A 12,094-nucleotide genomic window follows, 5' to 3' on the forward strand; every position below is an offset into this window, starting at 1 on the left:
ACCACCCGGCGCCCGTGCGGAGCAGCCGGGAGCCGCGCCGGCCCGCGACCGCGTCCCGCCCCCAGCACCGGAAGGTCCCCCGATGACCAGCACGCAGCGATGAGCACCGTCGTGACCGCCGCACCACGCCCCGCGACCGCCGGCCCCGCGCCGGCGGTGCCGCCGTCGGCGGGCTCCACGCCGGTGGACCCCGGGGCGCCGGCCCGGGCCAACGCCCGCCGGCTCGCCGCCGCGGGCGCCCTCGTGCTGGTCCTGGCGGTCGTCAGCACCTTCGTGGGGGTCCTGGACGTCACCCCGTGGTCCCTGGTGGACCAGCTCCTCGCCGGGGACCTCGACGGCTTCTGGGCCTCGATGGAGATCATCGCGGTCTCCCGCTTCCCCCGCACTGCCTCGGTCGTGCTGGCCGGCCTGGCCCTGTCCGTGGCGGGGCTGATCATGCAGCTCATGGTCCGCAACAGGTTCGTGGAGCCCTCCACCGTGGGCACCGTCGAGTCGGCGCAGGCGGGCCTGCTCGTCGTGACCCTGCTCCTGCCCTCGGCCCCGCTCCTGCTGAAGATGGGCGCGGCCTCCGTGTTCGCGGTCGCCGGGACCGCCCTGTTCCTGCTGGTGCTCCAGCGCATCCCTCTGCGCAGCACCCTGCTGGTGCCGCTCGTGGGGATCATGCTCGGCAACGTCATCGCCTCCGTCACCACGTTCTTCGCCTACCGCTCCGACCTGCTGCAGACCCTCAACGCCTGGATGCTGGGCGACTTCTCCGGCGTCCTGCGGGGCCGCTACGAGCTGCTGTGGCTCGTGCTGGTGCTGACGGTCGTGGGCTACGTGGCCGCCGACCGGTTCACCGTCGCGGGCATGGGCCACGAGTTCACCACCAACCTGGGCATCGACCACCGCAAGGTCATGGCCCTGGGCATGACCGTCGTGGCCCTGATCTCGGCCGTGGTCGTGGTCACCGTCGGGTCGATCCCCTTCCTGGGGCTCGTCGTGCCCAACCTCGTGTCCATGCTCGTCGGGGACAACTCCCGCCGCACCGTGCCGTGGGTCGCCGTCCTCGGCGCCGGCTTCGTGCTCGCGTGCGACATCGTGGCCCGGGTGATCCGGTACCCGTACGAGATCCCCGTGGGCACCGTCGTCGCCGTCGTGGGCGGCGTACTGTTCCTCACCATGCTGCTGAGGGGGCGCCACCGGTGAGCGCCAGGACCTCCGCCCTGCCTCCCGCCCTCGCCGCCCGCGGACCCCGGCGGCCGCGCACGGCCCTGCCCCCCGGCGCCTGGATCGGGATCCTCGCCGTCCTGGCGGCCGCCTCCGTCGGCCTCTACCTGACCGTGGACCTCAGCGGCGACCTCGGCTACGTCCTGCCCCGCCGGATCAACCGGGTGCTGACGATGGTGCTCGTCGCCTACGCCGTGGGCGTGTCCACGGTGCTGTTCCAGACGATCACCAGCAACCGCATCCTCACCCCGTCCATCATGGGCTTCGACGCGCTGTACATGCTCATCCAGACCGTCCTCGTGTTCTTCGTCGGCTCCGCCGGCGTGGTCGCCCTGGGGGACGGCGCGAAGTTCGGGCTCGAGCTCGCCCTCATGGTCGCGTTCAGCTGGCTGATCTACCGCTGGCTGTTCACCGGCTCCGGGAAGTCCCTGCACCTCGTGCTGCTCGTCGGCATCGTCTTCGGCACCGTCTTCCGCGGGATCTCCTCGCTGCTGCAGCGGCTGTTGGAGCCCAGCGAGTTCGTCGTCCTCCAGGACGCGATGTTCGCCTCGTTCGGCAACGTGGACACGGGGCTCCTGCGGCTGTCCGCGCTGCTCGTCGGGCTGGTCTCCCTCGTGGCGCTCGCGTTCCGGCGGCACCTCGACGTCCTGGCCCTGGGCCGGGACACGGCGATCAGCCTGGGCGTCGACCACACCCGGGTGGTCACGGCCGTGCTGGTGGTCTGCTCCGTGCTCGTGGGCGTCTGCACCGCGCTGGTCGGGCCCATCACGTTCTTCGGGCTCATCGTGGCGAACCTCGCCTACGCACTGTGCCGCACCTTCCGCCACCGGCACGTACTGCCCATGGCCGTTCTGCTGGGGATCATCGCGCTCGTGGGCGGTCAGGTGGTCCTCGAGCAGGTCTTCGCCTTCGACACCGCGCTGAGCATCGTGATCGAGTTCGCCGGCGGGCTGCTGTTCCTCGTGCTGCTGCTGCGGGGATCCATCAAGTGACAAGGAGCGCACCGTGATCGAACTGACCGGCCTCACCAAGAGGTACGGGACGCAGACCGTCGTCGACCGCGTCTCGGGGACCATCGAGGCGGGCGGCATCATCTCGATCATCGGCGCCAACGGCGCCGGGAAGTCGACGCTGCTGTCCATGGCCGCGCGGCTGCTGCCCATGGACGAGGGCACCGTGTTCGTGGACGACCTCGACGTCCTCGGCACCCCCTCGGACCAGCTGGCCCGCAAGCTGTCCATCCTGCGCCAGGAGAACAGCCTGACGGTCCGGCTGAGCGTCCGGGACCTCGTGTCCTTCGGCCGCCACCCGCACTCCAAGGGCCGGCACACGGCCGAGGACCGTGAGCACGTCGAGCGGGCGCTGCGCTACCTCCAGCTCGAGGAGCTCGCCGACCGCTACGTCGACGAGCTCTCCGGCGGGCAGCGGCAGCGGGCGTTCATCGCCATGGTCGTCGCCCAGGACACCGACTACGTCCTGCTCGACGAGCCGCTCAACAACCTCGACATGAAGCACGCCGTGGAGATGATGCGCCTGCTGCGGCAGATGGCCCACGACTTCGGCAAGACCGTGGTGCTCGTCATCCACGACATCAACTTCGCGTCCTGCTACTCCGACCGGATCATGGCCATGAAGGACGGCGCCCTCGTCCACCACGGCACGCCCGACGAGATCATGCGCCCGGCCGTGCTGCGGGAGATCTACGGCATCGACATCCGCGTGGAGGAGGTCGACGGCCACCGCATCGGCATCTACTTCGTCTGATCCGCCCCCGACCCGAACGGCACCCATGAGCCCCGAGACCCCCGTCGACCCCCGCGAGATCGCCCCGCTGCTGACCCGGGAGGGCATGGCCCTGCTCGAGTCCCTGGGTCCCTACGACGAGGCGGAGGCCCTGCGCACCGCCACCCGCCTGCGCGCGGAGGGGCACGACGCCGGGCTCGTCTCCGCGGTGCTCACCCAGGCCAGGCTCCGCGCCAGGGCGCGGGAGAAGTTCGGGGACTTCGCCGGCCGCATGCTCTTCACCCGGGCCGGCCTGGAGCAGGCCACCCGGCTGCGGGTGGCCGCCCTGCACGCGCGGCGCTTCGCCGACGCCGGCCTCGAGCACGTGGCCGACCTCGGCTGCGGCCTCGGCGCGGACGCGCTCGCGCTGGCCTCCCTCGACCGCAGGGTCACCGCCGTGGAGCTCGACGAGACCACGGCCGCGGTCGCCACGCTCAACCTCACCCCGTTCCCCGAGGTCACGGTCCTGCACGCCGACGCGGAGTCGCTGGACCTCGCCGCCCTGCCAGCCGGACCGCCGGACGGGGTGTGGCTGGACCCGGCCCGGCGCACGACGTCGTCGTCGGGCACCCGGCGGATCTTCGACCCGGAGGCGTTCTCCCCGCCCCTGTCCTTCGTCGAGGCGCTGGCCGGGCGCGGCCTGCCCGTCGGGGTGAAGCTGGGGCCGGGCATCCCGCACGAGGCGGTCCCCGCCGGGTGCGAGGCGCAGTGGGTCTCCGACCGGGGCGACGTGGTCGAGGCCGTGCTGTGGTTCAACGCGGTGGCCCGCCCCGGCGTGCGGCGCGCGGCCCTCGTGCTCTCGGAGCACGGGTCCGCGGAGCTCACCAGCGCGGAGGACCACGACCCCGCCCACGCCGACGCGGTGGTGGGCCCCGTGGGCGCGTACCTCTACGAACCGGACGGCGCGGTGATCCGCGCGGGCCTCGTCACGGACCTCGCCCGGCAGCTGGGCGCACGGCTGATCCACCCCCGGATCGCCTACCTCACCTCCGACGAGCTCGTGCGCACCCCGCTGGCCCGCGCGTACCGCGTGCGGGAGGTGCTGCCGCACACCGTCAAGGTGCTCAAGCGGTGGGTCCGGGAGCACGAGGTCGGCACGCTCGAGATCAAGAAGCGCGGCACGGACGTCACCCCGGAGGAGCTGCGCCGGCGGCTCGCGCCGAAGGGGCCCGGACGGGCCACGCTCGTGGTCACCCGGACGGCCCTGGGCCCTGCCCCGGGGAGCCCGGGACGGAGCGGGCCGGGCCCCGCGGAGCAGCGCGTCGTGATCGTCGTGGAAACCGTAGACTGATGGCTCCGCGGGCCTCCCGGCCCGCCCCCGACCGGGCGCCCGCCCCTCAACAGCACGGAGGACCTGCCGCGTGGAGATCTCGTTCGCCCGCTCCCACCAGTCGACGCTGGGCGTCGAGTGGGAGATCGCCCTCGTGGACGGCACCACGGGAGACCTCGTCCCCCGCGGCCGGGAGACGTTCGAGGCGGTCCTCGACGCCCACCCCGCCTGGGGCACGGACGGCGACCATCCGCACCTGACCGGGGAGTTCCTGCTCAACACCGTCGAGCTGGTCACCGGGGTGTGCCGGGACGTCGCCCACTCCACCGAGCAGCTGTCCACCATGATGGACGAGATCCGCAAGGTCACCGATCCGCAGGGCCTCGAGGTCTTCGCCGCCGGCACCCACCCCTTTGCGCGCTGGCAGGACCAGCAGGTCACCGACAAGCAGCGCTACCACAAGCTCGTGGACCGCACCCAGTACTGGGGGCGGCAGATGGTCATCTACGGGGTGCACGTGCACGTGGGCCTCGACTCGCGGGCGAAGGCCCTGCCGGTGCTCGACGGGCTGCTGACCTACTACCCGCACCTGCTGGCCCTGTCCGCGAACTCGCCCTTCTGGGCGGGCGAGGACACCGGCTACGCGTCCCAGCGCTCGATGATCTTCCAGCAGCTGTCCACGGCCGGGCTGCCGTACCACTTCCCGTCCTGGGACGCGTACGAGCAGTGCATCACGGACATGATCGCCACCGGCATCATCGAGGAGATGAGCGAGGCCCGCTGGGACGTGCGCCCGGTGCCCCGGCTGGGCACCGACGAGGTGCGCTTCTGCGACGGGCTCTCCACCCTGTGGGAGGTGGGGGCGCTCACGGCGCTCACCCAGTGCCTCGCGGAGTCCATCTCCCGGGACGTGGAGGCGGGCCGGCCCCCCGTCCGCCTGAAGCCCTGGCACATCCAGGAGAACAAGTGGCGCGCCGCCCGCTACGGCCTGGACGCCGAGGTCATCACCGACCCGCGCAACATCGAGCGGGACCTGCGCGAGGACCTGACGGCCCTGCTCGACCGGCTGGAGCCCGTGGCCGCGCAGCTCGGCTGCTCGCGGGAGCTCGCCGACGTGGAGCGGATCCTGCAGCAGGGCGCCGGCTACCAGCGCCAGCGCGCGGTGGCCCGGGCCCACGACGGGGACCTGCACGCGGTCGCCCTCGACATCGTCCGCCGCACCCGCGAGAACGACTGACCGGACGCTCCGGCACGGCCCGCTAGACGCGGGGCACCGTTCGTCCCCTGGTTGCAGGCATGGCGAACGTGACCGGCGCCGCCCCGGCCCGCGCCATCTCGGCAACCACCGGGCCGACGGCGCGGCTCGCCCCCGGGGGACGAGCCGCGCCGAGCCGGTCAGACGGACACGGTGGTGACCGGCAGGGAGGAGTCGGCGGCGAACTCCAGCCCGGAGGGTGCACGGCCCTCGGCCACGACCCGGGCGGCGAGCGCGGCGACCATGGCCCCGTTGTCCGTGCACAGCGGCAGCCGGGGGATCACCAGCTCGATCCCGTGCGCGGCGCAGCGCTCGGCGGTGAGCTCGCGCAGCCGGGAGTTCGCGGCCACTCCCCCGCCGAGCAGCAGCGTCCCGAGACCCTGCTCCGTGCACGCGAGCACGGCCTTGCGGGTGACCACGTCGGCCACCGACTCCTGGAAGGACGCCGCGACGTCGGCGACCGGCACCGGCTCGCCCCGCGCCTCGTAGCCCTCGACGACCCGGGCCACGGCGGTCTTGAGCCCGGAGAAGGAGAAGTCGTAGCGGTGCAGGCCGGGCCGCTCGGCGGAGCCCATGTACTTGCCCGCGCTCAGCCCGCGGGGCAGTCGGAAGGCGGCCGGGTCCCCGTCCCGGGCGGCGGCGTCGATGGCCGGGCCACCGGGGTAGTCCAGGCCCAGGACGCGGGCCACCTTGTCGTAGGCCTCGCCGGCCGCGTCGTCGATCGTGGCCCCGAGCAGGCGCACGTCCCGGCTGAGGTCCTCGACGGCGAGGATCTCGGTGTGCCCGCCGGAGACCAGCAGCGCTCCGAGGTCGCGGGGCAGGCCGTCGTCGAAGGCGCCCTGGAAGCCCTCGATCCCGGAGTCCTCGAGCAGGCCCACGCTGACGTGCGCCACGAGGTGGTTGATGGCGTAGAGGGGCTTGTCCGTGGCCACGGCGAGGGCCTTCGCGGCGGCCGTGCCCACCATGAGGGCTCCGGCCAGTCCGGGCCCGGAGGTCACCGCGAGGGCGTCGAGGTCCTCCAGGCCCACGCCCGCCCGGTCCAGGGCCTCGCGCAGGGCCGGGACGATGGCGTCGAGGTGGGCGCGGGAGGCGATCTCGGGGATCACGCCGCCGAAGCGCACGTGCTCGTCCATCGAGGAGGACACGACGTTGGCGAGCAGGGTGCGTCCCCGCACGATTCCCACGCCGGTCTCGTCGCACGAGGTCTCGATGCCCAGCACGAGGGGTCCGTCGGTCATCGGGTCTCCTCCGTCGGGGCGGCCGGTGTCTCGGGGGCGGTGAGGTCGAGGCGCATGATCAGCGCGTCGGCGCCGTCCCGGTAGTAGCGGGGGCGGGTGTGGATCTGCTCGTAGCCGAAGCGGCGGTAGAGCTGCTGGGCGCGCGGGTTGTCGGCGCGGACCTCGAGCAGCACCTCGGTGGCCCCGAGCTCCCGGGCCTGCGCGTGCAGGGTGCGCAGCAGGGCGGAGCCGATCCCGCGGCCCTCGTGCTCGGGGACCACCGCGATGGTCTGCACGTCGCCCACGGGGCGGATGCACATGAGCCCCGCGTAGCCGACGATCTCACCGTCCTGCTCCGCCACCCAGTACCAGCACACGGGCTGGGCCAGCTCGGCGGTGAACATCTCCAGCGGCCAGGCGTCGACGGGGAAGAGCCTGCGCTCGAGCGCGTGCACCGGCGCGAGGTCCGCGGGGACCATCCGGCGCAGCGTCCAGGAGCCGGGAGCGGGGGCGGTGCTCACGCGCTCGCCCGCTTCCGGGGGCCGGGGACCTTCGCGTCGGACTCCCGCAGGTACAGCGGGGTCGTGTCCGGGGACAGCTCCTCCCCCCGGGTCGTGCGGCGCGCGGCGGCGAGGCCCAGGGACGACGCCGTGGGCTGCGCCGCGGCGAACTCGGGCACGGGACGGGCCAGCCGGTCGGCGTAGATCCCCGCCCCGCGGCCGTAGGCGGGAAGCGCCGGGAGCTGCTCGGCGGCGGCCACCCCGGGGCCCCCGGCCGGCCGCGGACCGTCCTCGGCGGCGGCGAACCGGGCCCAGTAGACCTCCTTGCGCCGGGCGTCGGTGAGCACGAGGAACTCCTCGTGACCGGCCGCCCGGGCGTGCCCTGCGGCGTCGTGGGCGAGGGCTTCGAGGCTCATGAGACCGTGCAGCGGCAGGTCCCACGCGAAGGCGAGCGCCCGCGCCGTCGCGATGCCCGCGCGCAGGCCGGTGAAGGGCCCGGGCCCGGTGCCGACGAGGACCCCGTCGAGGTCGCGGCCGGTGACGCCGTGGCCGGCCAGCAGGTCACGGACGGCGGGGGCCAGGACCTCGGCGTGGGAGCGCGTGTCCGGGCTCGCGAAGGAGCCGAGGACCTGGCCCGCGCCGGTCACGAGGGCGGCGGAGGCGACGGCGGAGGAGTCCAGGCACAGGAGGAGCACCCGACCAGTGTAGTGCCCGCCCCCGGGGGCGCCGCCCGGCTCAGTCCAGCCGCGGCGGCCCGTCCGCCCAGCGCGGGCCGATCCCGGTGAGGGTGATGCGGCGGGGCTCCTCGTCCCTGTCCTCGTCATCGTCCTGGACCTCGGCCGCGGCCCGGTCCTCGGCCGCGTCGCCGAGGTCGCCCGGGGGCTCTCCGGGCCCCGACGGCGCGCCGGGGCCGAGGGGATCGGCGCCCACGGCGCGCTCCAGCACGATCTCGAGGCGGGACTCGGCCAGGTGCTCGACCTTCCCGCTCCCCCACTCGACCACGGTGACGGCCGTGTCCGCCGTGTCCTCCAGGTCGATGTCGTCGACCTCCGCAGCGGAGCCCAGCCGGTAGGCGTCGACGTGCACGAGGTCCGGGCCGCCGGGCCGGGGTCCGTCCGGGACGTTGGGGTGGCGGCGCACCAGCACGAACGTGGGCGAGATGATCCCCGCGCGCACCCCCAGGCCCCGCCCCAGTCCCTGGGTGAACGTGGTCTTGCCCGCGCCCAGCTCGCCGGTGAGGACCAGCAGGTCCCCGGCGCGCAGCTGTTCGCCCAGACGCTCGGCCAGGGCCTGGGTCCGCCCGGGCCCGTCCACGGTCACGGTCCGCGTCCACTCGCTCATGCCTGCTCCTCCTCGCTCGCCCGGTCCTCCGTGGCGTGCAGGTGCACCCGGGGCACGCGGGGCGAGACGCGGGTGACGATCTCGTAGTTGATGGTGCCGGCGGCATCCGCCCACGCGCTCGCCGAGGGGTTCTCCCCCGCCCCGAACAGCACGGCCTCCGCCCCGAGCAGCCCGTGCTCGGGGGCGGACCGTCCCGGCACGCCGAGGTCCACCACGATCTGGTCCATCGCGACCCGGCCGACCTCCGGATAGGTGCGGCCCTGGATCCGCACCGGCCCGCCGGTGCCGGAGCGCGGGACGCCGTCCGCGTAGCCGAGCGGGACGAGCGCCAGGGTGGTGGGCCGGTCGGTGACGTAGCTCAGCCCGTAGGAGACGCCCTGTCCCGCCGGCACCTCCTTGACCGCGCTGACCGTGCTCCGCAGCGTCATGGCGGGCACGAGACCGAGCTGCTCCGGGGTGCGGTCCACGAACGGGGAGAGCCCGTAGAGGCAGACCCCGACCCGGACCATGTCCAGGAGCATGTCCCCGGGGCGCTCGAGCCCGGCGGCGCCGAGGAGACCGGGCGAGTTCGCCGCGTGCCGCAGAGCGGGCCGGAGCCCGGCGGCCCGCGCCGTGGCCACCGCCGCGCGGAAGCGCTCGAGCTGCTCCTGGGTCTCCGGCCGGGAGGGCTCGTCGGCGACGGCCAGGTGGGTGAAGACGCCGGTGACCCGCACGAGCCCCTCGGCCTCGGCCTGCGCGGCCGCCCGCACGAGCTCGGGCCAGAGGGCCTCCGGCGAGCCGTTGCGGCCCAGGCCGGTGTCGATCTTGAGGTGGATCCGTGCGGTGGTCCCGAGCGCACGGGCGGCCTCGGTGATCGGGGCGAGCTCCCAGCCGCTGACGCCCAGCTCGACGTCGGCGGCGAGCGCCGCCCGGAAGTCGGTGTCCACGGTGTGCAGCCACGCCAGCACGGGGGCCCCGATGCCCGCGGTCCGCAGCGCGAGGGCCTCCCCGACGTGGGCGACGCCCAGGGCGTCCGCGCCGGCCTCGAGAGCCGCGCGGGCCACGGGCACCGCACCGTGGCCGTAGGCGTCGGCCTTGACCACGGCCATGAGCCGGGCGGGGGCGGCGAGGTCACGGAGCCGGCGCACGTTGGCGCGGACAGCGGCGAGGTCGACCACGGCGCTGCGCTCGAACCGGGGCGGAGGGGGGAAGGCGCCGCCGGACGGGGCGGTCGGGACGGGGTCAGCACGGTTCACGGATCCCATTGTGGCACCGGGCCCGCCACCGCCCGAGCCGGGGCGGGCGGGTTCCCCGGGCCCTCCGCACCCCGCGGGCACCCGGGCCGGGACCCCGGGGCCTCCGGGCCCGGACGCAGGGGCCTCCGGGCCCCCGCGGCCGGAGGCTACAGTTGAGCCGTGTCCGCCGCGCCCCGCCACGTCCTGCTGATCAGCCTGCACACCTCTCCCCTCGAGCAACCGGGGTCGGGGGATGCGGGCGGGATGAACGTCTACGTGCGCCACCTCGCCGAGGCCCTCGTGGACGCCGGCCACACCGTGGACATGGCCACCCTCAACCGGGACCCCGGCGCCCCGGCGGGCGCCGGCGTGCGGAGCGCCCGCATCCGTGCTGGGCTGCGCCTGCTCACCGTCTCGCTGCCCGGGGCCGCCGGGGCGAGCAAGGAGGACCTGCCCGGGTTCACCGCGGCCTTCGCGGACGTGCTCGGCGCGGAGGCCGACCGGCCCGACGTCGTGCACGCCCACTACTGGCTCTCCGGCGCCGCAGGCCGGGAGCTCGCCGACGGCTGGGGAGTCCCCCTCGTCCTGACCCTGCACACCACGGCGCTCGGGAAGAACCTGCGCGCCCGCACCGGGGAGGGGCTCGAGCCGGCCTCCCGCGCCGAGGCCGAGGCCGAGCTCATCGCCCGGGCGGATGCCACGGTGGTGAACACCCGGACCGAGGCGCTGCAGATGGTCGAGCTCTACGACGCCGACCCGGCACGACTGACCGTGATCACCCCGGGCGTCGACCTCTCGGCCTTCTCCCCGGACGCCGCCCCCGGCGAGCCCCGCCGCGCCGACGAGCCGCCCCCCGGCACGCCCGGCCGACCGCTGCGGATCCTGTTCGCCGGGCGTCTGCAGGCGCTCAAGGGCCCGCACGTGCTCGTCGACGCGCTCGCCCGGATCCGGGAGACCGACCCCGGCCTGCCCGTGGAGCTGGACGTCGTGGGGGTCGGCACCCGCGCCTTCACGACCGTGCTGCGGGAGCGCGTGCGGAAGCTGGGCTTGGAGGACGCCGTGCGCTTCGGGCCGGCCCTGCCCGCCCCGCAGCTCGCCGCCCGGATGCGCCGGGCCGACGTCGTGGCCGTCCCGTCCTCCTCCGAGACGTTCGGCCTCGTGGCGCTGGAGGCCCAGGCCTGCGGCACGCCGGTGCTGGCCACGGACGTGGACGGGCTGCGCACGGCGGTGCTCGACGGGATCACCGGCCGGCTCGTGCCCGACCGCGACCCCGGCTCGTGGGCGCGGGCCGTCGTCGCCCTCGCCGGTGACCCGGCCGCCCTGGAGCGCATGGGCGGGGCGGCCGCCCGGCGCGCCGAGGACCACTCCTGGGAACGGACGGCCCTGTCCACGGCGGACGTCTACGCCCGGATGCGCGCCCGGGCGGGGATACGCGACGGTAGCGGCCGGGGCCTGAATACACTCGAACGGTGACGACCTCCCCCCTCTCCCCTGCAGACCTCGCCCGCCACCTCGACCGCCACCGCATCACCGGGGAGGTGGCGACCCCCCGGGAGGCGAACCTGCGCAACATCCAGGGCTTCCTCGACGGTGACCAGCACCAGCACATGGGCGTGGTGCGCACCCGGGAGTGGACCTTCGACGACGTGTTCGCGCTCATGCGGGACCGGGTCGGGATCTCTCCCGACCGGGCGCACGCCGAGGGCCAGGACACGATCTCCGCGGAGCGGGCCATCGCCGGGCTGGAGCGCTACGCGCGGGTCCTCGGCGAGGTGGTCGCCGCCGGCGGCCGCGTGCTCTTCGCCACCGGCCATCCGGCCGGGCTGTTCCCCGTCTACGCGCAGCTGGCCCGGGTGGCCCGCCGCGCCGGTGCGCACGTGGTGCAGGTCCCGGACGGCTTCCCCTTCGAGGACGGCGACGTCCGGCAGATCGAGAGCGTCGTGATGGTCGAGCAGTACGGCGGGCTGCGGCACACCCACTTCCCCGGGCCCATGTCCCTGACCCTGGAGAAGCTGCGCCGCGACGGGCAGAACCCGCCCGACCTCGTGGTCGCCGATCACGGCCTCGCCGGGGCGGCCGGCTCCCGGGGGCTGCGGACCATCGCGGTCGCGGACTGCAACGACCCGGGCGTGTTCGTGGCGGAGGCGCAGGGCCAGGTCGAGGTCGCCGTGCCCCTCGACGACAACCTCCCGCCGCGCGTCTACGAGCCGCTCACGGCGTTCGTGCTCCACCGCGCCGGCCTGGCGGACTACGTCTGAGATCACGGGAGGCGCAGGACCCCCGCACCGGGGTCGGTGCGGGGGTCC

The 12,094-nt window shown here is 74.7% G+C and carries 12 protein-coding genes; 7 read left to right on the forward strand and 5 right to left on the reverse strand.

Features of this window, described 5'->3' with window-relative positions; all coding sequences use genetic code 11:
* Positions 1-99: 99 nt before the first annotated feature.
* The 5 genes from ACYVM4_RS04380 (at position 100) to ACYVM4_RS04400 (ending at position 5,498) form a co-directional block, all read left to right on the forward strand.
* Positions 100-1,188 (forward strand): ABC transporter permease, encoded by a 1,089-nt coding sequence (locus ACYVM4_RS04380; RefSeq protein ID WP_368820365.1) that lies wholly within the window; start codon positions 100-102, stop codon positions 1,186-1,188.
* Complete coding sequence (locus ACYVM4_RS04385) at positions 1,185-2,201, forward strand: iron chelate uptake ABC transporter family permease subunit (RefSeq protein ID WP_368820367.1); 1,017 nt, start codon at positions 1,185-1,187, stop codon at positions 2,199-2,201. The genes ACYVM4_RS04380 and ACYVM4_RS04385 overlap by 4 nt, the downstream gene beginning before the upstream one ends.
* 13 nt (positions 2,202-2,214) lie before the next feature.
* Complete coding sequence (locus tag ACYVM4_RS04390; protein WP_368820368.1) at positions 2,215-2,973, forward strand: iron ABC transporter ATP-binding protein; 759 nt, start codon at positions 2,215-2,217, stop codon at positions 2,971-2,973.
* 25 nt (positions 2,974-2,998) lie between these two features.
* Entirely contained in the window at positions 2,999-4,282 is a 1,284-nt protein-coding gene (locus tag ACYVM4_RS04395; RefSeq protein WP_368820369.1) for a THUMP-like domain-containing protein, read from the forward strand.
* 70 nt (positions 4,283-4,352) lie between these two features.
* Positions 4,353-5,498, forward strand: coding sequence for a glutamate--cysteine ligase (locus ACYVM4_RS04400; RefSeq protein WP_368820370.1), 1,146 nt, complete (start codon positions 4,353-4,355; stop codon positions 5,496-5,498).
* Positions 5,499-5,656: 158 nt separating this feature from the next.
* Here ACYVM4_RS04400 and tsaD read toward each other — a convergent pair whose 3' ends face one another.
* The 5 genes from tsaD to alr are packed head-to-tail and all read right to left on the reverse strand — an operon-like array spanning position 5,657 to position 9,818.
* Positions 5,657-6,754, reverse strand: coding sequence for a tRNA (adenosine(37)-N6)-threonylcarbamoyltransferase complex transferase subunit TsaD (tsaD, locus tag ACYVM4_RS04405; protein WP_460667748.1), 1,098 nt, complete (start codon positions 6,752-6,754; stop codon positions 5,657-5,659).
* Positions 6,751-7,212, reverse strand: a complete 462-nt coding sequence (rimI, locus tag ACYVM4_RS04410; RefSeq protein ID WP_368820565.1) for a ribosomal protein S18-alanine N-acetyltransferase — start codon at positions 7,210-7,212, stop codon at positions 6,751-6,753. The genes tsaD and rimI overlap by 4 nt, the downstream gene beginning before the upstream one ends.
* A 38-nt stretch (positions 7,213-7,250) precedes the next feature.
* A complete protein-coding gene (tsaB, locus tag ACYVM4_RS04415) occupies positions 7,251-7,928 on the reverse strand; it encodes a tRNA (adenosine(37)-N6)-threonylcarbamoyltransferase complex dimerization subunit type 1 TsaB (RefSeq protein ID WP_368820372.1) in 678 nt (225 codons plus the stop codon).
* 40 nt (positions 7,929-7,968) lie between these two features.
* Complete coding sequence (gene tsaE, locus ACYVM4_RS04420) at positions 7,969-8,574, reverse strand: tRNA (adenosine(37)-N6)-threonylcarbamoyltransferase complex ATPase subunit type 1 TsaE (protein ID WP_368820373.1); 606 nt, start codon at positions 8,572-8,574, stop codon at positions 7,969-7,971.
* Positions 8,571-9,818, reverse strand: coding sequence for an alanine racemase (gene alr, locus ACYVM4_RS04425; RefSeq protein WP_438612794.1), 1,248 nt, complete (start codon positions 9,816-9,818; stop codon positions 8,571-8,573). Before alr ends, tsaE begins: the two co-directional genes overlap by 4 nt.
* 150 nt (positions 9,819-9,968) lie before the next feature.
* On the opposite strand from alr, the gene ACYVM4_RS04430 reads away from it, so the two are divergent.
* Positions 9,969-11,261, forward strand: coding sequence for a glycosyltransferase (locus ACYVM4_RS04430; RefSeq protein WP_368820375.1), 1,293 nt, complete (start codon positions 9,969-9,971; stop codon positions 11,259-11,261).
* Complete coding sequence (locus ACYVM4_RS04435; protein WP_368820376.1) at positions 11,258-12,046, forward strand: phosphatase; 789 nt, start codon at positions 11,258-11,260, stop codon at positions 12,044-12,046. The genes ACYVM4_RS04430 and ACYVM4_RS04435 overlap by 4 nt, the downstream gene beginning before the upstream one ends.
* The last annotated feature ends 48 nt before the right edge of the window (positions 12,047-12,094 follow it).

The sequence above is a fragment of the Kocuria himachalensis genome (assembly GCF_054784195.1).